Origin of the sequence: Klebsiella sp. K5-306, assembly GCF_051835185.1 — a bacterium.
Taxonomy (GTDB): domain Bacteria; phylum Pseudomonadota; class Gammaproteobacteria; order Enterobacterales; family Enterobacteriaceae; genus Klebsiella; species Klebsiella oxytoca.
Genome location: NZ_JAIFJY010000010.1, coordinates 218821 through 240940 on the forward strand (window position 1 = coordinate 218821; position 22120 = coordinate 240940).

Consider the following 22120-nt stretch of genomic DNA (forward strand, 5'->3'; position numbering starts at 1 on the left):
CACGCAAGGATATATCCGGTGAGAATCGCCACCATGACTAATTGGGCTTACGGGATCACCGTCGCCCTGACCCTCGCCTCAGGCATGGCAATGCTGATGGCCTCAAGTGCGGATAATGCTGAACGCCGCGCCGTCGAACAACGTCAGGTGTTCGACCAGTTGAGTGAAGAAGTCGAAAGCGGCGCCTGGGAGCTTTCCGATCTGGCGCGGCTCTATATCATCCAAAAAAATCAGGATGTGCTACGCGAATACCGGCAGCAGGCGCAGACCATTGCCGCCATTGAACACCGGCTGGTTAAACTCAAAGATAATGGCGCAACCGCTGAAGAACTGGCGCTGCTGCGGGAGGGTTTACAGATTGCCGATGAACTCCAGGATGAGCAGCAGGCGGCGCTGGCGCAGGTTGCCCGGGGGGAAGAAAAAGCGGCGGTAAGCCTGCTTTACGGCGCGGCCTACGAACAGGAGCTTGAGCGGGTACAAACTCAGCTTGACCACTTTCGCCTGCTGCTCGAAGGCCGGGTGAATAAAATCATCGCTCAGGCCACGGAGAAATCACGTATCTGGCGTACGCTCTCTGAAGTCATGGTTGGCCTCACCGCCCTGATGTTTCTGTTTGTGCTGGGATTTATCCTTAAGCGGCGGGTGCTCTATCCCGTCGTCCGTCTGAGCGATGTGGTACAGCGGCTGGCATCGCAGGATTATGCGGTCGAGACGCCGCAGTTCACCCAGATAGATGAAATTGGCGATATGGCCCAGGCGATTCGTATCTTTCGCGAGAACGGGCTGGCGCGGCAGCGGCTGGAACAAGAGCGCGATGCCGACTGGGCCGTCCGCGAGCTGCTGGCGCGGATGACCCAGCGTCTGCAGGGCTGCGAATCATTCGAGGATGTGATCAAGGTGGCCGAGCGCTTTGCCCCCAGCATCGCCCCGCAGATCCCCGGCCGACTCTATATCCTCGACACCGATCCCTGGCAGATGCGCTGCGTTGCGCAGTGGCTTTCTCCGCCGCAGGAAACGGATGTATTTCATCCCGATAACTGCTGGGCCGTTCGGCGCGGGCTGAGTCATCCTCCGGTTAACGGCGAGCCGGATATCGCCTGTTACCACCTGACTGAACCACAGGCCAATCAGTCGCTATGCGTGCCGCTGATTGCGCAAGGAGAAGCGATTGGCCTGCTCTCCTTCAGCAACGTCACCGCCGCAACCGCGCCTTCCCGCGCCTATCTTGAACTGATGGCCGAAGCGCTGGGTCTGGCGCTGGCGAATCAACGTTTACGCAACGCGCTGCTGGAAAAGGCGCTGTTCGATTCATTAACCGGCCTGCGCAACCGTCACCATCTGGATGATGCTCTGCATACTCAAATGAATCTGGCGGTTCGCAACGGTACGCCGCTGAGCTGCCTGATGATCGATATCGATCACTTCAAGGCAATTAACGATAATTACGGCCACGAAGCGGGCGATCTGGTCATTAAAAACGTCGCCGCAATTATACAGCGTGCGGTGCGTGATATCGGGATGGCCTTCCGCTACGGAGGCGAAGAGTTCCTGGTGCTGCTGGGCGGAACCCATGAAGAGGCGGCAATGGCCTGCGCGACCGAGATCTATCACAGCGTTCAGCGTCTGACTTTGCGCTATGGCCTTGCTGAGATTGGTCAGATCAACGTCTCCATCGGCATCGCCAGCTACCCGCAGCATACGCATAGCGACAGCCTGCTGCGCGCGGCAGACGCTGCGCTCTACCGGGCAAAAGAGTTGGGCCGGTCAAGAATTGTGAGCTTTGGGATGTTGAAGGCGGATTGAGTCGCCGTCCGGAGGGTGAAAACGCCGTATTCACCTGTGCTTATGAAAAGCTGAGGCCCAGGTGAATACCTTACTGAAAGTAACTGACACGTCATCAACGGTGTTGTGATCTGTGAGGTTGTAGCCATTATCCAGGTCAACAACAACGCGGATTACTGAGACATCAAGCCCAGTGAAATCGAATGAAGTAGCCTTATCCTGCTGTGTATCGAGAAAGTCGCAGATTGCGTTAATTTCTTCAAATCCGCGCCCGTTAAAGGTGAGAGTGATTATGCGCTGCGCATGATTAATTCCGTCAAAGCGGCGTTGTTGATGTCCGTCGTCAAAACCGACGATGCGCATCCTGACTGTTTTCTGCGTTTATAGTGGATTGTCAGGCGTCCAAACAAAAATCAGTCATGTGAATTAATCCTATTAATCAATAAAAATAACATATATTCGTTAACAATTAGCAGCAATAAAATCATATGCACTTTTCATCAATTAATTAAAATCTTTGCGCTTTAAATTAATTAATTGGAAATTTCATGAAATTTATACCTATTGTGTTAATGACACTTACCTTAAGCGGTTGCGCTTCAATCATGGGAGATAAAACACAGGCCCTTCCTATTGATATCCAACCCGAAGGGACAAAAATTACAGTCAAAGACAATACAGGAATGACCGTTTACACCGGGACTAGTCCAACAACGGTCACACTGAATAAAAGCGATGGTTCATACTTCGGCAAAAAAAATTACACCATTTTCGCTGAAAATGATGGCTATTCATCCCAATCCATCCCAATCACCGAATCTGTCAACGGCTGGTATATCGGCGGAAACATCGTTTTTGGCGGTTTAATTGGATGGTTGATTGTCGATCCGTGGAACGGCGGGATGTATAAACTTGATATGGATAAAATCCAGACCAAGCTTTACAAGCCAGATGAAACACCAACGGCACCACTAAAAATAGCCAGCGCCCCGGCACCGAAAACCGCAAGAGCAAGTTCTTTTCATTAATTACTAATCCTCCTCTAAAGCAATAAGGCCACTGGCTTGTGGCCTTAGTTATGCCTCTGCGCCCTTCGATTGATACCGCCGAGCCTATTAGCCTTAAGTATCTACTTATTAATCTCGTGCGTAAGCTCTTTCTTCCGTCGGGTAGTTAATAGGGTCATAACTGTGTCACTCAGCCCACCACCACGTGGCGCACTTACACCGCCAGATGAGGATAATTTAACGTTTATATTGATATCAGGCGTTTTACGGACTGCTTTCACGCTGCCGTCAGGAGAGGGAATGGGTGATGTTTCTCCGGAACCATCCTCGACCGTAGTGTTATCGCCAGAAGGAGAAGCTACGCAGAACATTCCGCTAACACCAGTCCAGGCCATACCAACCAGATTTCGGGCCAAAGGCATCGTTCGGTTGGAACTTCAAACGCCACCAGTTTTTTGAGCACAAACGTAATGTTGTCATTTCAGCCATTTTTCTCGATAGTGAAAAACTCCGTCCGAGTGTCTGAGATATCGGCAAGAATTCGCGTACTGAGCTGTTGTGCTTTATCACCAGTTCGCGACATCGTAACGAACCAGCGATCGAAACCTTTATCAAAACCCGTTACAAAATCCTTTGAAGCATCATCCATTTTGTTAATTGACGAAATAACCACGCCTGCGCTACGCAAAAATTACTCGGGCACAAGGTACCTCTGCAGACTGTAAAATATCACGATGATCGGGAAAAGACTGGACTATCGTCGCTGTTAGAACAGTATTGTTTATAATCAGTTTTGGGGAAGAGTTTTAGGGAAAGAATGAAGGAACAAAAAAGCCAACATGAAATTTACATCCATGTTGGCTTTTTATTACGTGGAATGTATTACATGTTGGCGATGATCGCGTCGCCAAACTCTGAACATTTCAGCAGTTTAGCGCCTTCCATCAGACGTTCAAAGTCATAGGTCACGGTCTTGGCGGCGATTGCGCCTTCGGTGCCTTTAACAATCAGGTCTGCGGCTTCGAACCACTGCATGTGGCGCAGCATCATTTCGGCGGACAGGATGATGGAACCTGGGTTCACTTTATCCTGGCCGGCATATTTCGGCGCAGTACCGTGGGTCGCTTCAAACAGCGCGCACTCGTCACCGATGTTTGCACCCGGGGCAATACCGATACCGCCAACCTGCGCCGCCAGGGCGTCAGAAATATAGTCACCGTTCAGGTTCATACAGGCGATGACATCGTACTCCGCCGGACGCAGCAGGATCTGCTGCAGGAAGGCGTCGGCGATAACGTCTTTAACGACAATCTCTTTCCCGGTGTTCGGGTTTTTGATCTTCATCCACGGGCCGCCGTCAATCAGCTCACCGCCGAACTCTTCGCGTGCCAGCTGGTAGCCCCAGTCTTTAAACGCGCCCTCGGTGAATTTCATGATGTTGCCTTTGTGCACCAGGGTCAGAGAATCGCGATCGTTGGTGATAGCGTATTCGATGGCGGCGCGAACCAGGCGTTTGGTGCCTTCTTCAGAGCACGGCTTGATGCCGATGCCGCAATGTTCCGGGAAGCGAATTTTCTTCACGCCCATTTCATCACGCAGGAATTTGATGACTTTATCCGCTTCAGCAGAGTCTGCTTTCCACTCGATACCGGCGTAGATGTCTTCGGAGTTTTCGCGGAAGATAACCATATCGGTCAGTTCAGGATGCTTAACCGGGCTCGGTGTCCCCTGGTAGTATCGAACCGGACGCAGGCAAACGTAGAGATCCAGTTCCTGACGCAGGGCAACGTTCAGAGAACGAATGCCGCCGCCGACTGGCGTAGTCAGAGGGCCTTTGATAGCAACACGATATTCACGAATCAGATCAAGAGTTTCGGCAGGCAGCCAGACATCCTGGCCATAAACCTGGGTCGATTTTTCACCGGTGTAAACTTCCATCCAGGAAATTTTACGCTCGCCCTTATAGGCTTTCTCAACGGCAGCATCAACCACTTTCAGCATCGCCGGAGTGACGTCAACGCCGATACCATCGCCTTCGATGAACGGGATAATCGGGTTATTAGGGACGTTCAGCTTGCCGTTTTGCAGGGTGATTTTTTGACCTTCCGCCGGAACTACTACTTTGCTTTCCATTAACCTCTCCTTCGAGCGCTTCTGGTTCTGCTCTTCCCTCTTCACGCTAGCCGGGCGTTGGCTTTATTCGCCCACTCCCGTCAGTGGAATATCCCGCTAACCGGAGATTTCGCGTCCGTGTCGCCTTCCTGTAATGCGAATCGGTTTGAGCAACCTTTTTGTTAATAAGTTGTAATGAGCATGTCAATACTACCTGAATGTTTGCGTCCATGAAAGGCATTCGTAATTAGGCTATAATGCGGCAATTGACAGAGTCTGAAAATACCATGCAAAAAACTTCATTTAGAAAACATCGCGTTGAGCGATTCAGCACGCAACAAGTCACCAGACAACGTAAAGAACGCCAGCCAAAAACTGTGATCTTGTTCAATAAACCATACGATGTATTGCCGCAATTTACCGATGAAGCCGGGCGCAGCACGCTAAAAGATTTTATTCCGGTTGCCGGCGTCTATGCCGCCGGTCGACTGGACCGCGATAGCGAAGGCCTGCTGGTGCTGACCAACGACGGCGCGCTGCAGGCGGCTCTCACCCAACCGGGTAAACGCACCGGTAAAGTTTATTACGTTCAGGTGGAAGGTGAACCCACGGCGGATGCGCTGACCGCGCTCCGCGACGGCGTCACGCTTAATGACGGCCCCACACTGCCAGCAGGAGTGGAGCGTGTAGCGGAGCCAGAGTGGCTCTGGCCGCGTCATCCCCCCATCCGCGAGCGTAAATCCATTCCTACCAGCTGGCTCAAAATTACTCTCTATGAAGGGCGCAATCGCCAGGTGCGGCGGATGACCGCCCACGTCGGCTTTCCCACGCTGCGCCTGATTCGCTATGCGATGGGAGGCTATACGCTGGATGGTCTGGCCAACGGCGAATGGCGTAAAATTGATTAACAGTAGCCTAAGGAAAAACAATGTTTAAGCCGCACGTCACCGTCGCCTGCGTGGTTCACGCTAAAGGCAAATTCCTGGTTGTTGAAGAGACGATCAACGGTAAAGCGTTATGGAACCAGCCGGCAGGCCATCTCGAAGCCGATGAAACCCTGGTTCAGGCCGCAGAACGCGAGCTTTGGGAAGAGACCGGCATTCGCGCGACGCCGCAGCACTTTCTCCGCCTGCATCAGTGGATAGCCCCGGATCGCACGCCATTTTTGCGTTTCCTCTTTACCATCGAGCTTAACGATACGTGCGCCACCGAGCCCCACGATAGCGATATCGACCGCTGCCTGTGGCTCAGCGCTGAGGAAATTCTTAGCGCGAGCAACCTGCGTTCGCAGCTGGTTGCCGAGAGCATTCGCAGCTATCAGCAGGATCTGCGCTACCCGCTGGCACTCATCGGCGAATTTAACTGGCCGTTTACAGGGGGTGCCTCAACGGAGGACGCGTGCTAGAATACGCCGCCTCGAAGTTCAATGTAGTGAGTAATCCAATGTCAGAAAGCCAGAAAAAAGTGATCGTCGGCATGTCCGGCGGGGTTGATTCCTCAGTTTCCGCCTACCTGCTGCTCCAGCAAGGGTATAAGGTGGAAGGCCTGTTCATGAAGAACTGGGAAGAAGACGACGGCGAGGAATACTGCACCGCAGCGGCGGATCTTGCCGACGCGCAGGCCGTTTGCGATAAGCTCGGGATTGAACTTCACACCGTCAACTTTGCCGCAGAATACTGGGACAACGTGTTTGAATTGTTCCTTGCAGAGTATAAAGCCGGACGCACGCCCAACCCGGATATTCTGTGCAATAAAGAAATTAAATTTAAAGCCTTCCTCGAATTTGCCGCAGAAGATCTCGGCGCTGATTATATCGCCACCGGCCACTACGTGCGCCGGGCCGACGTCAACGGCAAGAGCCAACTGCTGCGCGGCCTCGACGGTAATAAAGACCAGAGCTACTTCCTCTATACCTTGAGCCACGAACAGATCGCGCAAAGCCTGTTCCCGGTGGGGGAGCTGGAAAAGCCGCAGGTGCGTAAAATCGCCGAAGAGCTGGATCTCATCACCGCGAAGAAAAAAGACTCGACCGGTATCTGTTTCATCGGCGAACGCAAATTCCGCGAATTCCTCGGCCGCTACCTGCCTGCTCAGCCGGGTAAAATTATCAGCGTTGACGGCGACGAAGTTGGCGAGCATCAGGGTCTGATGTACCACACGCTGGGGCAGCGTAAAGGTCTGGGCATCGGCGGTATCAAAGACGGCGGCGAAGACCCGTGGTATGTGGTCGACAAAGATGTCGAAAACAATATTTTGATTGTCGCTCAGGGCCATGACCATCCGCGCCTGATGTCCGTGGGGTTGATTGCTCAACAGCTGCACTGGGTTGACCGCGAGCCGCTCACGGGCACGCTGCGCTGCACGGTAAAAACCCGTTACCGTCAGACCGACATCTCCTGCACCGTGAAACCGCTGGATGATGACCGCATTGAAGTGATCTTTGATGAGCCTGTCGCCGCCGTCACGCCGGGCCAGTCTGCGGTCTTCTACAACGGCGAAGTATGCCTCGGCGGCGGGATTATCGAACAGCGCTTGCCGCTGCAGGCCTGACAGACATATCAGCCGCTGAAGGCCCCAACCGGGTATTTGGCGGTTTACAAGGAGAATGTGTGGCGAAGAATTATTATGACATTACGCTGGCGCTGGCCGGCGTTTGCCAGGCCGCGCGTCTGGTTCAGGAACTGGCGCACCAGGGGCACTGCGATAGCGACGCCCTGCATGTGTCGCTGAACAGCATCATCGATCTCGACCCGGAGTCTACGCTGGCGGTGTTCGGTGGTAGTGAAGCCAATCTTCGCCTCGGGCTGGAAACCCTCATCGGCGTGCTGAATACCAGCAGTCGCCAGGGGCTGAACGCCGAACTCACCCGCTATACTTTAAGCCTGATGGTGCTGGAACGTAAGCTTGCCGCCAGCAAAGGAGCCATGGATACCCTCGGCAACCGTATCGGCGGTCTGCGCCGTCAGCTTGAACATTTCGATCTGCAATCCGAGACGCTGCTTAGCGCAATGGCGGGCATCTATGTGGATGTTATTAGCCCGCTGGGTCCGCGTATTCAGGTCACCGGCTCTCCAGCCGTGCTGCAAAGCCCTCAGGTTCAGGCAAAGGTTCGCTCTGCCCTGCTGGCGGGTATTCGCTCTGCGGTGCTCTGGCATCAGGTCGGCGGCGGCCGTCTGCAGCTAATGTTTTCTCGTAATCGTCTGGTTAACCAGGCCAAACAAATTCTTGCTCATTTAACCCCGGAGTTGTGATCTATGGAATTATCCTCACTGACCGCCGTTTCCCCAGTCGACGGCCGCTACGGCGACAAAGTCAGCGCGCTGCGCGGTATCTTCAGCGAATTCGGTTTGCTGAAATTCCGCGTTCAGGTAGAAGTGCGTTGGTTGCAAAAACTGGCCGCGCACGCAGCGATCAAGGAAGTTCCTGCTTTTGCTGCCCACGCAAACGGTTACCTTGATAAAATCGTCGCCGATTTTAGCGTAGAAGATGCAGAGCGCATCAAAACTATCGAGCGCACCACCAACCACGACGTCAAAGCGGTTGAGTATTTCCTCAAGGAAAAAGTCGCCGACGTGGCTGAACTGCACGCGGTCTCCGAGTTTATCCACTTTGCCTGCACCTCCGAGGACATCAACAATCTGTCCCACGCGCTGATGCTGAAAACCGCTCGCGACGAAGTGATCCTGCCATACTGGCGCAAGCTCATCGACGCGGTGAAAGAGCTGGCGGTACAGTATCGCGATATCCCACTGCTTTCCCGTACTCACGGTCAGCCGGCTACGCCGTCCACCATGGGTAAAGAGATGGCCAACGTCGCTTACCGTATGGAGCGTCAGTATCGTCAGCTGAACCAGATCGAAATCCTTGGCAAAATCAACGGCGCGGTAGGTAACTATAACGCCCATATCGCTGCCTATCCGGAAGTTGACTGGCATCAGTTTAGCGAAGAGTTCGTGACTTCTCTGGGCATCCAGTGGAACCCGTACACCACCCAGATTGAGCCGCACGACTATATCGCCGAGCTGTTCGACTGCGTCGCCCGCTTCAATACCATCCTGATTGATTTCGACCGTGACGTGTGGGGCTACATCGCGCTCAACCATTTCAAGCAGAAAACCATTGCTGGCGAAATCGGCTCCTCAACCATGCCGCATAAAGTCAACCCGATCGACTTCGAGAACTCCGAAGGCAACCTCGGTCTGGCCAACGCGGTTATGCAGCATCTGGCAAGTAAACTGCCGGTTTCCCGCTGGCAGCGTGATCTGACCGACTCCACCGTGCTGCGCAACCTCGGCGTGGGCATCGGCTACGCGCTGATCGCCTATCAGTCAACCCTGAAAGGCGTGAGCAAGCTGGAGCTGAATCAAGACCGTCTGCTGGATGAGCTGGACCACAACTGGGAAGTTCTGGCCGAGCCGATCCAGACCGTCATGCGTCGCTACGGCATCGAGAAGCCGTACGAGAAGCTGAAAGAGCTGACCCGCGGCAAGCGCGTCGATGCCGAAGGCATGCAGCAGTTTATTGACAGCCTGGCGCTGCCGGAAGATGAAAAAGTTCGCCTCAAAGCCATGACCCCGGCTAACTACATCGGCCGTGCGACCACGATGGTTGACGAACTGAAGTAAGCCTTTCGACCCTCTTTCCGCCGGGAAAGAGGGTTATTTTTCCTCCCTCTCATCCGATCGTCGTCATCCCCCGGGTTATTAACCAGAATAGCAGCGCCAGCAGGCTAACTGATGCTCCCAGCAGGCAGACGCCTTGCCATCCTGCGCTGGCGTATACCGCAGTCGTACTTATCGCCCCCAGCGCGCTGCCGAGGGCATAAAACAGCATATACAAACCGACCAGTCTGCTGTGCGCCTCAGGACGGCGACGGAAAATCATGCTCTGATTAGTGACGTGCAGCGCCTGGCCGCCGAGATCCAGCATGACAATGCCAATCAGCAGCGCCGCTGGCGACCATGCCATCAGTGATAAAGGCCACCACGCCATCAGCAATATCACCAGGGCCGCGGCGCTGGTGCGCTGGGCATATCCGCGGTCGGCCCATTGACCAGCGCGACCTGCCGCCAGGGCGCCGATCGCGCCCACCAGGCCCAGGGCGCCAATCTCGGTATGAGAAAAGCTAAAGGGTGGCGCGCTTAACGGCAAAACTAACGCGCTCCAGAAGATATTGAACGCGGCAAACATCAGTAATGCCAGCATGCCTCGCACCTGCAGGTTTTTCTCCTGACGCAGCAGCGCCAGCATGGATATCAGAAGCTGGGGATAGCTCAGTGGGCGCGATGCAACCGCCAGTACCGGCAGACGACGCCACAGGGGAAGCGCGATGCCCAACATTAGCAAAGCGGCAAAGATATATACCCCACGCCAGCCGAACAGATCGCTGATGCTTCCCGAAAATACCCGCGCCAGCAGCAATCCAATAAAGACCCCGCTTTGCGCTGCGCCCACTACCCTGCCCTGTTCAGAGGGGGCGGCCGCGCTTGCGGCATAAGCAATCAACCCCTGCGTCATGGCGGTACCCAGCAGACCAACGGCAAGCATGCTGGCTAACAGCATTACTGTCGATGTTGCCAGACTGACGGCAAATAGCGCAGCGATCAGTAATATCACCTGCGTCGCCATCAGGCGGCGGCGATTCAGCCTGTCTCCCAGCGGTACCAGCAATAACAAAGCCAGCGCGCAGCCAAGCTGAGTTGCCGCGATCGCGCCACCGATCGCGGCGTGGCCGATCGCAAAATCGCGCGCCAGGGCATCAAGAAGCGGTTGTGCGTAATAAACATTTGCCACGCTCAGGCCGCTGGCGATAGCAAACAGCAGCACCAGACTACGCGGCATGACCGTTGGCGGCCCCTCTGGCGATGGCGATAATAATGTCGCTTTCATCCTTCCCCCCTGGAGCATTCTGGTTTCAAAACAAAACTCATTGCAGTCTGGAGCATGAAGTTTTAAAATGCAACTAGTTTACCACTTCCTCAGGAGCGCCTGTGTCCTCATCAGAAAACAGGGAAAACACAACCTGCCCCGTCGCCCGAAGTGTGGATATTATCGGCGACCGCTGGTCGCTGTTGATTGTGCGCGATGCCTTTGATGGCATGAGTCGCTTCAGCGATTTCCAGCGAAGCCTCGGTATAGCGCGTAATATTCTCTCCGACCGTCTGCACAAATTGCTAAACTCGGGTATTCTCACTACCCAATCCGCCTCAGACGGCACGGCCTATCAGGAATACGTACTGACGGAAAAAGGCCAGCGCTTGTTCCCTGTCGTCGTTGCGCTACGCCAGTGGGGAGAGCAGCATCTCTTTGCCGATGGCGAACGCCACTCGGTACTGATCGATAAACGTACGCAGCGCCCGGTTCCCGTGATGACGCCGATGGCCGAGGACGGATTACCGTTGAATTTTCATGAGGCTAAGGTACAAAAAATTAAATAAAATTCTTTATTTAACAGCTGTTTATATTAAAGGTGTATAATTAGCGCTAAACTATTCAAATCATAAATAAAATGGAGAACGGGCATGCGCGTACTCGTGGTTGAGGATAACGCTCTGCTGCGCCATCACCTGAAAGTTCAGCTACAGGAGCTTGGCCATCAGGTAGATGCGGCGGAAGACGCAAAGGAAGCGGATTACTATCTGGGTGAACACGTTCCGGACATCGCCATTGTCGATCTTGGCCTGCCGGATGAAGACGGCCTCTCGCTGATTCGCCGCTGGCGCAGCCACGACGTATCGGTACCGGTTCTGGTCCTCACCGCGCGTGAAGGCTGGCAAGATAAAGTCGAGGTGCTGAGCGCCGGAGCAGATGACTACGTCACCAAGCCGTTTCACATCGAAGAGGTCGCCGCGCGTATGCAGGCGCTTCTGCGGCGCAACAGCGGCCTCGCATCGCAGGTGATCTCAATACCGCCATTCCAGGTAGATTTATCGCGTCGCGAGCTGTCGGTTAATGACCAGCCCATCAAGCTGACGGCGTTTGAATACACCATTATGGAAACCCTGATCCGTAACCGGGGCAAAGTAGTCAGCAAAGATTCATTGATGCTGCAGCTCTATCCCGACGCCGAGCTGCGCGAAAGCCATACCATCGATGTGCTGATGGGACGATTGCGTAAAAAAATCCAGGCTGAGTATCCGCAGGATGTGATTACCACCGTGCGCGGCCAGGGCTATCTGTTCGAACTGCGCGGATGAAAGGGCTGTTGCGGCATATTTTACCGCTATCGTTACGCGTCCGCTTTCTGCTGGCGACGGCCGCCGTGGTGCTGATCCTGTCGCTGTCTTATGGCATGGTCGCGCTGGTCGGCTATAGCGTAAGCTTTGATAAAACCACCTTCCGCCTGCTGCGCGGCGAGAGCAACCTGTTCTATATGCTGGCGAAGTGGGAAAACAACGCCATCGACGTTGATATTCCCGACAACCTCAATATGCAAAGTCCGACGGTGACGCTGATTTACGACGCTCACGGTCGGTTATTATGGGCGCAGCGCGATGTTCCCTGGCTGGTGAAGCGTATCCAACCGGAATGGCTCAAAAACAACGGCTTTCATGAAATTGAGGCCGACGTGGACAGCAGCAGCATGCTGCAGCACAACAATCATGAGATCCAACAGCAACTGAATGCCATTCGGGAAGAGGACGACAGCTCCGAAATGACCCACTCGGTGGCGATCAATATCTATCCGGCCACCAGCACCATGCCGCAGCTCAGCATCGTGGTTGTCGACACCATACCGGTGGAGCTCAAGCGCTCGTATATGGTATGGAGCTGGTTTATCTACGTACTGGCGGCCAACCTGCTGCTGGTGATCCCGCTTTTGTGGGTGGCGGCATGGTGGAGTTTGCGCCCTATTGAATCGCTGGCCAAAGAGGTGCGCGAACTCGAGGAGCATCACCGTGAACTGCTCAATCCCAACACCACCCGGGAGCTTACGCGGCTGGTCAGCAACCTCAACCGCTTGCTGAAAAGCGAACGCGAGCGTTATGACAAATACCGCACTACCCTGACCGACCTGACCCATAGCCTGAAAACGCCTCTCGCAGTGATGCAGAGCACCTTACGCTCCATGCGCGGCGAGAAGCTCAGCGTCAACGAAGCAGAGCCGGTAATGCTGGAGCAGATTAGCCGTATCTCGCAGCAGATCGGCTACTACCTGCACCGTGCCAGCATGCGCAGCGGCGGGTCGCTGCTGAGTCGCGAGCTGCATCCCATCGCTCCGCTGCTCGATAGCCTGACCTCGGCGCTGAATAAAGTTTACCAGCGCAAAGGCGTGAATATTAGCCTGGATATTTCGCCGGAAATCAGTTTTGTCGGCGAAAAGAATGATTTTATGGAAGTGATGGGCAACGTGCTTGATAACGCCTGCAAATACTGTCTGGAGTTTGTCGAAGTCTCCGTCCGTCAGACCAACGACAACCATTTACACATCCTCGTAGAGGATGATGGTCCCGGGATCCCCCACACGATGCGCAGCGCGGTATTCAATCGCGGCCAGCGCGCCGACACGCTGCGTCCCGGCCAGGGCGTGGGGCTCTCCGTCGCGCGAGATATCGTTGCCCAGTACGATGGTCGAATTCTCGCCGAAGAGAGCCTGCTCGGCGGCGCCTGCATGGAAGTTATTTTTGGCCGCCAGGCCCTGGAAGATAAAGAGAGCTAAAACAGTCGGTTTTTTAACGGCGCCTGCATCATGCTGGTGCCGCATCCGTTATAATCCCTGACAGACACCTGCTGTGGAATATAAATATGGATTATCAATTAACGCTTAACTGGCCCGACTTTATCGAACGCTACTGGCAAAAACGCCCGGTAGTGCTGAAACGGGGCTTTGCTAATTTCGTCGATCCGTTAAGCCCGGACGAGCTGGCCGGACTGGCGATGGAGAGCGAAGTCGACAGTCGCCTGGTCAGTCATCAGGACGGTAAATGGCAGGTCAGCCACGGTCCGTTTGAGAGCTACGACCATCTGAGCGAAAATAACTGGTCGCTGCTGGTACAGGCGGTCAATAACTGGCACCAGCCGACGGCGGCGCTGATGCACCCGTTCCGCGCCCTTCCCGACTGGCGCATTGACGATCTGATGATCTCGTTTTCCGTTCCGGGAGGCGGCGTCGGCCCGCATCTCGACCAATACGACGTGTTTATCATTCAGGGTACCGGTCGCCGCCGCTGGCGCGTGGGCGAAAAGGTGCCGATGAAGCAACATTGTCCGCACCCGGACCTGCTGCAGGTCGACCCGTTTGAAGCCATTATCGATGAAGAGATGGAGCCAGGCGATATTCTGTATATCCCACCGGGGTTCCCGCACGAAGGCTACTCGCTGGAAAACTCGCTCAACTATTCGGTCGGCTATCGCGCGCCTAACGCCCGCGAGCTGTTCAGCGGCTTTGCCGATTATATTCTACAGCGTGAACTGGGTAGCCAGCGCTACGCCGACCCGGACGTGCCGTCGCGCGAGCATCCTGCGGATATTATGCCCGTCGAGCTGGACCGCCTGCGCGATATGATGCTGGGATTAATTAATCAGCCAGAGCACTTTAAGCAGTGGTTTGGCGAATTTATTACTCAGTCCCGCCACGAGCTGGACGTGGCGCCGCCGGAGCCGCCGTACCAGCCGGATGAGATTTACGATGCCCTGCAGCAGGGGGATAAGCTGACACGTCTCGGCGGCCTGCGCGTGCTGCGAATTGATGGTGAGGTGTTCGTCAATGGCGAGAAAATTAACTCTCCGCACCGCCCGGCGCTGGACGCGCTGGCAACCCACCTGACGCTCAATGCAGAGCATCTTGGCGATGCGCTGGAAGATCCCTCCTTCCTGGCCCTGCTGGCCGCGCTGGTCAACAGCGGCTACTGGTTCTTTGAGGACTAAGTCTTCGGTTCGCCCGGTAGCGGCTAACGCCTTACCGGGCCTGTACGTTACGCGCCTCGTTTTGCCGTTAGCTCGGCGATACGCACAATCACCTGCACCGCCTTCTCCATGCCTTCGAGCGTCACAAACTCATGCTTGCCGTGGTAGTTATAGCCGCCGGTAAACAGGTTCGGGCACGGCAGCCCCATAAAGGAGAGCTGGGCGCCGTCGGTACCGCCGCGAATCGGCTTCATCTGCGGATCGATTTGGCAATCCACCATCGCCTGACGGGCGATCTCCACCACGTGCGGATGCGCCATCACCTTCTCATGCATATTGTAATAGCTGTCTTCGATGACCAGCTCAATATAACAATCCGGATGCAGCCCTTTGCCGACCTTTTTGGCGATCTCCATCATTTTGCGCTTGCGGGCTTCAAACTGCTTACGGTCAAAGTCGCGGATGATGTAGTGCATGTCGGCGCGATCCACCGTGCCTTTGATACTGGCCAGATGATAGAAGCCCTCATAGCCTTCGGTGGTTTCCGGCGCTTCGTCAGCAGGCACCTCGGCATGGATACGCGCCGCCAGCGACAGGGCGTTGACCATCACTCCTTTCGCGGTGCCAGGATGCACATTATTGCCCACGATCTTAATCGTAACCGACGCGGCGTTAAAATTCTCAAACTCCAGTTCGCCCACGCCGCCGCCGTCGACGGTATAGGCCCAGCGGGCATCAAACGCGGCGACATCGAAATGCTTCGCCCCTTTGCCCACCTCTTCGTCTGGCGTAAAGGCCACGCGGATATCGCCGTGGGGAATCTCCTTCGCCTTCAACGTCGCCAGCGCGGTCATGATCTCCGCGATACCGGCTTTATCATCGGCGCCGAGCAGCGTTTTACCATCGGTGGTAATCAGCGTCTGCCCCAGCAGCTGGTGCAGTACCGGGAACATCACCGGCGAAAGCACCTCATCGCCAATACCGAGTGCGATATCACCGCCGCGATAGTTTTCTACGATCTGCGGATTGACGTTCTTGCCGCTGAAGTCAGGCGACGTGTCGACGTGGGAAATAAAGCCAATCGCCGGAATATCGCCCGCAACGTTAGCTGGCAGGGTGCCCATGACCGTCCCTTTTTCACTCAGCGTCACGTTCACGAGTCCCATTTCTTCAAGCTGCGCCTGAAGCAGCCGTAACAGCTTCCACTGTCCTTCCGTGCTCGGTACCTGCCGCACGCCAGGCTTCGACTGCGTGTCCAAAGAAACGTACTGCAAAAAACGCTCAAGCAATTTATCCATGTAGCCACCCTCTTCTTTTGTGACAACATTATTGATAAGCCGGAAAAGACAAATATTGCGTCAGGTCATTTTTAGCCCGGCAAATGAGAATTTAATACATTTCGAACGATAATGTTGTAAAGGTAGCTCATCATGGCGCATCAATCATTGGCGATTACAGGCGTTTGCCGTAGAATGCTCGGCCTTATTATTTTATGTGCAAACCCAAAGGTGGTTAACCACAAACCCCGCATCGGTAAGCTTTCCGCTGCGTCTACATGGGACAGAGTCAAAAATTGAATATACAACCGCGTTCGCGTTCTCCGCTGGTTCAGCTGACGGAAATTCGCAAAAGCTTTGATGGTAAAACGGTAATCTCCGGCCTCAATCTGACCATCAACAACGGTGAGTTTCTCACCCTGCTTGGCCCCTCTGGCTGCGGTAAAACAACCGTTCTTCGTCTTATCGCCGGACTGGAAACCGTCGATAGCGGCCGAATCCATCTCGAAGATCAAGATATCACCCATATCCCGGCGGAAAACCGCCACGTGAACACCGTCTTTCAAAGCTATGCGCTCTTTCCGCACATGACGGTGTTTGAGAACGTCGCCTTCGGCCTGCGGATGCAGAAAACCCCGGCGGCGGAAATCGCTCCCCGCGTCCACGACGCCCTGCGAATGGTGCAGCTTGAAGAGTTCGCCCAGCGCAAACCGCATCAGCTTTCCGGCGGACAGCAGCAGCGCGTGGCGATTGCCCGCGCGGTGGTTAACAAACCGCGCCTGTTGCTGCTGGATGAATCCCTCTCAGCGCTTGATTATAAACTGCGTAAACAGATGCAGAACGAGCTGAAGGCGCTGCAGCGTAAACTCGGCATCACCTTCGTCTTCGTCACCCACGATCAGGAAGAGGCGCTGACCATGTCCGACCGTATCGTGGTGATGCGCGATGGCAAAATCGAGCAGGACGGCACGCCGCGCGAAATCTATGAAGAGCCGAAAAACCTGTTTGTCGCCAGCTTTATTGGCGAAATCAACATCTTCAACGCCACGGTCATCGAGCGGATTGACGAGCAGCGGGTGCGTGCCAGCGTAGAAGGCCGCGAATGCAATATCTACGTCAACTTCGCCGTTGAAAAAGGCCAGCGGCTCAACGTGCTGCTGCGCCCGGAAGACCTGCGCGTTGATGAGATCCACCACAGTAATGAAGCCGATGGCCTGATAGGCTATATCCGCGAACGCAACTATAAAGGAATGACGCTGGAATCGGTGGTCGAACTGGAAAACGGCAAAATGGTCATGGTCAGCGAATTCTTCAATGAAGACGACCCTGATTTTGACCACTCTCTCGACCAGAAAATGGCCATTAACTGGGTAGAAAGCTGGGAGGTTGTGCTGGCCGATGAAGAACACCAGTAAATTCCAGAATGTGGTGATTGCCACCATCGTGGGTTGGCTTGTGCTGTTTGTCTTTCTGCCCAACCTGATGATTATCGCCACCAGCTTTCTGACCCGCGACGATACCAACTTCGTCAAGCTGGTCTTTACGCTGGATAACTACGCGCGCCTGCTCGATCCGCTCTACTACGACGTGCTGCTGCATTCGTTGAATATGGCGTTCATGGCGACCCTGGCCTGTCTGGCGCTTGGCTACCCTTTCGCCTGGTTTCTGGCAAGGCTGCCGGAGAAGGTACGCCCGCTGATGCTGTTTCTGCTGATTGTGCCGTTCTGGACCAATTCGCTGATTCGTATCTACGGACTGAAAATTTTCCTCAGCACCAAGGGCTATCTGAACGAATTTTTACTATGGCTGGGCGTCATCGATACGCCGCTGCGCATCATGTATACGCCATCGGCGGTCATTATCGGCCTGGTCTATATTCTGCTGCCGTTTATGGTGATGCCGCTCTACTCCAGCATCGAAAAGCTCGATCGTCCGCTGCTGGAAGCGGCGAAAGATCTCGGCGCCAATAAACTACAAACCTTTATCCGCATCATCATTCCGCTGACCATGCCGGGCATTATTGCCGGCTGCCTGCTGGTGATGCTTCCGGCAATGGGGCTGTTCTACGTGTCTGACCTGATGGGCGGCGCGAAAAACCTACTGATTGGTAACGTCATTAAGAGCCAGTTCCTCAACATCCGCGACTGGCCGTTCGGTGCGGCGACCAGCATTACGCTAACGCTGGTGATGGGCCTGATGCTGCTGATTTACTGGCGCGCAGCGCGTTTACTGAATAAAAAGGTGGAGCTGGAATGATCGGTCGACTGCTGCGCGGCGGCTTTATGACCGCTATTTACGCGTATCTCTACATTCCCATTATTATCCTGATCGTTAACTCGTTTAACAGTTCGCGCTTCGGCATTAACTGGCAGGGTTTTACCACCAACTGGTATAGCCTGCTGATGAATAACGACAGTCTGCTGCAGGCAGCGCAGCACTCGCTGACCATGGCGGTGCTGTCGGCGACTTTCGCTACGCTTATCGGATCGCTGACCGCCGTCGCGCTGTACCGCTATCGCTTTCGCGGCAAGCCGTTCGTCAGCGGGATGCTGTTTGTGGTGATGATGTCCCCGGATATCGTGATGGCGATTTCGCTGCTGGTGCTGTTTATGCTGATCGGTATTCAGCTGGGATTCTGGTCGCTGCTGTTTTCCCACATCACCTTTTGCCTGCCCTTCGTGGTGGTCACGGTGTTTTCGCGCCTGAAAGGTTTTGACGTGCGGATGCTGGAAGCAGCGAAAGATCTCGGCGCCAGCGAAATGACGATTCTGCGAAAGATCATTTTGCCGCTGGCGCTGCCCGCGGTGGCTGCAGGGTGGCTGCTGAGCTTCACCCTGTCGATGGATGATGTGGTGGTCTCTTCGTTTGTAACCGGGCCGGGCTATGAGATCCTGCCGCTGAAGATCTATTCGATGGTCAAAGTTGGGGTATCGCCAGAGGTCAATGCGTTGGCGACGATTCTGTTGGTTCTGTCGCTGGTGATGGTCATTGCCAGCCAGATAATTGCACGTGATAAAACTCAGGGGACGTTAAAATGAAAAAATGGTCACGCCACCTGCTCGCTGCGGGCGCTCTGGCAATCGGGATGAGCGCCGCGCACGCGGACGATAGCAAAACGATCTATTTCTACAACTGGACCGAATATGTCCCGCCGGGGCTGCTGGAGCAATTCACCAAAGAGACCGGCATCAAGGTGATCTATTCGACCTACGAGTCGAACGAAACCATGTATGCCAAGCTCAAAACCTATAAAGACGGCGCTTATGACCTGGTGGTACCTTCCACCTACTTCGTCGACAAAATGCGTAAAGAGGGCATGCTGCAGAAGATCGATAAGAGCAAGCTGAGCAACTTCGGCAATCTCGATCCTGAAATGCTCAATAAACCGTTCGACCCGAATAACGATTACTCTATTCCGTACATCTGGGGCGCGACGGCCATCGGAATCAATAGCGATGAGATCGATCCGAAAACCGTTAGCAGCTGGGCGGATCTATGGAAGCCAGAGTATAAGAGCAGCCTGCTGCTGACCGACGACGCGCGCGAAGTGTTCCAGGTCGCGCTGCGTAAACTGGGCTACTCCGGCAATACTACCGATCCGAAAGAGATTGAAGCGGCCTATAACGAGCTGAAAAAACTAATGCCGAACGTCGCGGCGTTCAACTCCGATAACCCGGCGAACCCGTATATGGAAGGCGAGGTAAATCTCGGCATGGTGTGGAATGGCTCCGCGTGGGTTGCGCGTCAGGCCGGTACGCCGCTGGAAGTCGTGTGGCCAAAAGAAGGCGGCATCTTCTGGATGGATAGCCTGTCGATTCCGGCCAATGCCAAAAACGTCGACGGCGCGCTGAAGCTGATCAACTTCCTGCTGCGCCCGGAAGTGGCCAAACAGGTTGCAGAAACTATCGGTTACCCGACGCCAAACCTGGCCGCGCGTAAAATGCTGAGCCCGGAGGTCGCCAATGATAAATCACTCTATCCGGACGCCGCGACGATTCAGAAAGGCGAATGGCAGAACGATGTCGGCAGCGCCAGCACGCTTTATGAAGAGTATTATCAGAAGCTAAAAGCGGGTCGTTAATCATCTCACAGGCCGGGTAGCATTACCCGGCCTCTTCGGGAGGACCGCCGCTAGCTTCTCAGCGGATGTATTCTCGACTTTATTAGCGCTTCCTCAACGTCAAAATCGGCCAGCGAATAGTTGGTCGCCACCAGATAAAATCGTCCATCCTGCGCCGGATATTCATGTACTTTGTAGTTCGCCATTTTCGGCTGCGCAGCAGAAGCGTCTCCCCTGCCGGAACCGGCGGCGTATTTCGAACGGACCCGCAGAGAGTGGCTTTTAATATCCCGATGGATTTCGCCGTGATGCTCGTCGCCGAGGATCAGGTAGTCAACATACTCAGTGGCCATGGTGTTATTCCTTCTCTGTTGTCCGAGTTAAGAAACATGCCACAAATGTCTGTCTGATACTGTTTTGTTAATCACAACGTTACATATATGTGAAATAGACAATCAACATTATAACGGCCCTCCCACCAGACAGCGATGAGGGGCCGGATTTTAACGGTCGAAAATAACAACAGTGCTTTTACTCTGGCAACCGCGTTGTCTACGGTGAAGCCAGATTCTTTTCCCGCTGGCGGTGCCGCGCACCGGTCCGGACTACCCGACCGCGCTGGCCCCGTAGCCCGGGCAAGGCGCGGCTTTACCGCGCCGCCCCCCGGGAAGGGGGAAAGGACTACAGCAGCGCTTTCGCTTTCGCGACAACGTTGTCCACGGTGAAGCCAAACTCTTCAAACAGCTGCTCCGCCGGCGCTGACTCACCGAAGGTGGTCATGCCAACGATCGCGCCGTTCAGGCCCACGTATTTGAACCAGTAGTCGGCGATACCCGCTTCGATGGCCACGCGCGCAGAGACCGCTTTCGGCAGCACCGCTTCACGGTAAGCCGCATCCTGCTTGTCGAACGCGTCGGTGGACGGCATGGAAACCACGCGCGCCTTCACGCCTTCGGCAGTCAGTTTTTCGTAAGCGGCAACCGCCAGCTCCACTTCAGAGCCGGTGGCGATGAAGATCAGCTCCGGCTGACCGGCGCAATCTTTCAGCACGTAGCCGCCGCGGGCGACGTTCGCCAGTTGCTCTTCGGTACGCTCCTGCTGCGCCAGATTCTGACGCGACAGAATCAGCGCGGTCGGGCCGTCCTGACGCTCTACGCCGTATTTCCACGCGATGGCGGATTCCACCTGGTCGCACGGACGCCATGTGGACATGTTCGGGGTGACGCGCAGGGAAGCCACCTGCTCAACCGGCTGGTGCGTCGGGCCGTCTTCGCCCAGACCGATGGAGTCGTGGGTGTAGACCATCACCTGACGCTGCTTCATCAGCGCCGCCATACGTACCGCGTTACGCGCGTACTCGACGAACATCAGGAAGGTGGAGGTGTACGGCAGGAAACCGCCGTGCAGGGCGATACCGTTGGCAATCGCGGTCATACCGAATTCACGCACGCCGTAGTGGATATAGTTACCGGCAGCGTCTTCGTTGATAGCCTTAGAGCCGGACCACAGGGTCAGGTTACTTGGCGCCAGGTCAGCGGAGCCGCCGAGGAACTCAGGCAGCAGCGGGCCGAAGGCTTCAATGGCGTTCTGCGACGCTTTGCGGCTGGCGATTTTCGCCGGGTTAGCCTGCAGCTTCGCGATGAATTCGTTCGCTTTCGCGTCGAAATCAGCCGGCATCTCGCCTTTCATACGGCGGGTAAACTCGGCGGCTTCCTGCGGGAAGGCTCTGGCGTAGGCGGCGAATTTCTCGTTCCACGCGGACTCTTTCGCCTGACCGGCTTCTTTCGCATCCCACTGGGCATAGATTTCAGACGGGATTTCAAACGCCGGGTGTTTCCAGCCGAGCGCTTCGCGGGTCAGCGCGATTTCCGCGTCGCCCAACGGCGCGCCGTGGGAGTCGTGGGTACCTGCTTTGTTCGGCGAACCGAAACCGATGATGGTTTTGCACATCAGCAGGGACGGTTTGTCGGTGACCGCACGCGCTTCTTCCACCGCGCGTTTAATCGAGTCAGCATCGTGACCGTCAACGCCGCGCA

The 22120-nt window shown here is 55.1% G+C and carries 21 protein-coding genes; 15 read left to right on the forward strand and 6 right to left on the reverse strand.

Translation table 11 applies throughout. From position 1 onward, the window contains the following. The first annotated feature begins 18 nt into the window (after positions 1 to 18). Positions 19 to 1803: a diguanylate cyclase gene (locus K2184_RS17070; protein WP_016808466.1), complete on the forward strand. Its 1785-nt coding sequence runs from the start codon at positions 19 to 21 to the stop codon at positions 1801 to 1803. Positions 1804 to 1833: 30 nt separating this feature from the next. On the opposite strand, the gene K2184_RS17075 is transcribed toward K2184_RS17070, so the two are convergent. After that, entirely contained in the window at positions 1834 to 2145 is a 312-nt protein-coding gene (locus K2184_RS17075) for a phage tail protein (RefSeq protein ID WP_004112230.1), read from the reverse strand. A gap of 185 nt (positions 2146 to 2330) precedes the next feature. Here K2184_RS17075 and K2184_RS17080 point away from each other — a divergent pair, with 185 nt between their 5' ends. Further along, on the forward strand, positions 2331 to 2810 hold the full coding sequence (locus K2184_RS17080) for a hypothetical protein (protein WP_004112227.1): 480 nt from the start codon (positions 2331 to 2333) through the stop codon (positions 2808 to 2810). An 861-nt stretch (positions 2811 to 3671) separates the two neighbouring features. On the opposite strand, the gene icd is transcribed toward K2184_RS17080, so the two are convergent. Further along, complete coding sequence (gene icd / locus K2184_RS17085; protein ID WP_004101197.1) at positions 3672 to 4922, reverse strand: NADP-dependent isocitrate dehydrogenase; 1251 nt, start codon at positions 4920 to 4922, stop codon at positions 3672 to 3674. Between the two features lie 236 nt (positions 4923 to 5158). On the opposite strand from icd, the gene rluE reads away from it, so the two are divergent. The 5 genes from rluE to purB are packed head-to-tail and all read left to right on the forward strand — an operon-like array spanning position 5159 to position 9526. Continuing rightward, on the forward strand, positions 5159 to 5809 hold the full coding sequence (gene rluE, locus K2184_RS17090; RefSeq protein ID WP_023329523.1) for a 23S rRNA pseudouridine(2457) synthase RluE: 651 nt from the start codon (positions 5159 to 5161) through the stop codon (positions 5807 to 5809). Between the two features lie 20 nt (positions 5810 to 5829). Then, positions 5830 to 6306, forward strand: coding sequence for an NUDIX domain-containing protein (locus K2184_RS17095; protein WP_004101193.1), 477 nt, complete (start codon positions 5830 to 5832; stop codon positions 6304 to 6306). A 38-nt stretch (positions 6307 to 6344) separates the two neighbouring features. Further along, on the forward strand, positions 6345 to 7451 hold the full coding sequence (gene mnmA / locus K2184_RS17100) for a tRNA 2-thiouridine(34) synthase MnmA (RefSeq protein ID WP_032742565.1): 1107 nt from the start codon (positions 6345 to 6347) through the stop codon (positions 7449 to 7451). Between the two features lie 59 nt (positions 7452 to 7510). Further along, complete coding sequence (gene hflD, locus K2184_RS17105) at positions 7511 to 8152, forward strand: high frequency lysogenization protein HflD (RefSeq protein ID WP_004101185.1); 642 nt, start codon at positions 7511 to 7513, stop codon at positions 8150 to 8152. Positions 8153 to 8155: 3 nt separating this feature from the next. Next, the gene (gene purB, locus K2184_RS17110; RefSeq protein ID WP_004101184.1) at positions 8156 to 9526 is read left to right on the forward strand and encodes an adenylosuccinate lyase; all 1371 of its coding nucleotides are present in this window, start codon (positions 8156 to 8158) and stop codon (positions 9524 to 9526) included. A gap of 49 nt (positions 9527 to 9575) precedes the next feature. Here purB and K2184_RS17115 read toward each other — a convergent pair whose 3' ends face one another. Next, positions 9576 to 10790 (reverse strand): MFS transporter, encoded by a 1215-nt coding sequence (locus K2184_RS17115; RefSeq protein WP_032745027.1) that lies wholly within the window; start codon positions 10788 to 10790, stop codon positions 9576 to 9578. 101 nt (positions 10791 to 10891) lie between these two features. On the opposite strand from K2184_RS17115, the gene K2184_RS17120 reads away from it, so the two are divergent. The 4 genes from K2184_RS17120 (at position 10892) to K2184_RS17135 (ending at position 14768) form a co-directional block, all read left to right on the forward strand. Further along, positions 10892 to 11338 (forward strand): winged helix-turn-helix transcriptional regulator, encoded by a 447-nt coding sequence (locus K2184_RS17120; protein ID WP_004101182.1) that lies wholly within the window; start codon positions 10892 to 10894, stop codon positions 11336 to 11338. Between the two features lie 84 nt (positions 11339 to 11422). After that, positions 11423 to 12097 carry a two-component system response regulator PhoP gene (gene phoP / locus K2184_RS17125; protein ID WP_004101181.1) on the forward strand — a complete coding sequence of 225 codons (675 nt, stop codon included), beginning with the start codon at positions 11423 to 11425 and terminating at the stop codon, positions 12095 to 12097. Then, the gene (gene phoQ, locus K2184_RS17130; RefSeq protein WP_049593254.1) at positions 12094 to 13560 is read left to right on the forward strand and encodes a two-component system sensor histidine kinase PhoQ; all 1467 of its coding nucleotides are present in this window, start codon (positions 12094 to 12096) and stop codon (positions 13558 to 13560) included. Before phoP ends, phoQ begins: the two co-directional genes overlap by 4 nt. 86 nt (positions 13561 to 13646) lie before the next feature. Beyond that, positions 13647 to 14768, forward strand: a complete 1122-nt coding sequence (locus tag K2184_RS17135; protein ID WP_004112213.1) for a ribosomal protein uL16 3-hydroxylase — start codon at positions 13647 to 13649, stop codon at positions 14766 to 14768. 47 nt (positions 14769 to 14815) lie between these two features. On the opposite strand, the gene pepT is transcribed toward K2184_RS17135, so the two are convergent. Then, positions 14816 to 16045 (reverse strand): peptidase T, encoded by a 1230-nt coding sequence (gene pepT / locus K2184_RS17140; protein WP_004101177.1) that lies wholly within the window; start codon positions 16043 to 16045, stop codon positions 14816 to 14818. A 257-nt stretch (positions 16046 to 16302) separates the two neighbouring features. Here pepT and potA point away from each other — a divergent pair, with 257 nt between their 5' ends. From potA to potD, 4 genes are read left to right on the forward strand one after another with little or no spacing between them, the layout of a single operon-like run. Beyond that, entirely contained in the window at positions 16303 to 17439 is a 1137-nt protein-coding gene (potA, locus tag K2184_RS17145; protein WP_004101175.1) for a spermidine/putrescine ABC transporter ATP-binding protein PotA, read from the forward strand. Further along, positions 17423 to 18280 (forward strand): spermidine/putrescine ABC transporter permease PotB, encoded by an 858-nt coding sequence (potB, locus tag K2184_RS17150; RefSeq protein WP_004101173.1) that lies wholly within the window; start codon positions 17423 to 17425, stop codon positions 18278 to 18280. The genes potA and potB overlap by 17 nt, the downstream gene beginning before the upstream one ends. Next, the gene (potC, locus tag K2184_RS17155) at positions 18277 to 19062 is read left to right on the forward strand and encodes a spermidine/putrescine ABC transporter permease PotC (protein WP_004101171.1); all 786 of its coding nucleotides are present in this window, start codon (positions 18277 to 18279) and stop codon (positions 19060 to 19062) included. Before potB ends, potC begins: the two co-directional genes overlap by 4 nt. Continuing rightward, complete coding sequence (gene potD, locus K2184_RS17160; protein ID WP_163525107.1) at positions 19059 to 20105, forward strand: spermidine/putrescine ABC transporter substrate-binding protein PotD; 1047 nt, start codon at positions 19059 to 19061, stop codon at positions 20103 to 20105. Before potC ends, potD begins: the two co-directional genes overlap by 4 nt. A 50-nt stretch (positions 20106 to 20155) precedes the next feature. Here potD and K2184_RS17165 read toward each other — a convergent pair whose 3' ends face one another. Together K2184_RS17165 and K2184_RS17170 are read right to left on the reverse strand one after the other, a co-directional pair. Next, positions 20156 to 20437, reverse strand: a complete 282-nt coding sequence (locus K2184_RS17165) for a hypothetical protein (protein ID WP_004101168.1) — start codon at positions 20435 to 20437, stop codon at positions 20156 to 20158. Between the two features lie 328 nt (positions 20438 to 20765). Further along, a partial coding sequence (locus tag K2184_RS17170; protein WP_439237769.1) for a transketolase family protein occupies positions 20766 to 22120 on the reverse strand: 1355 nt, incomplete at its 5' end.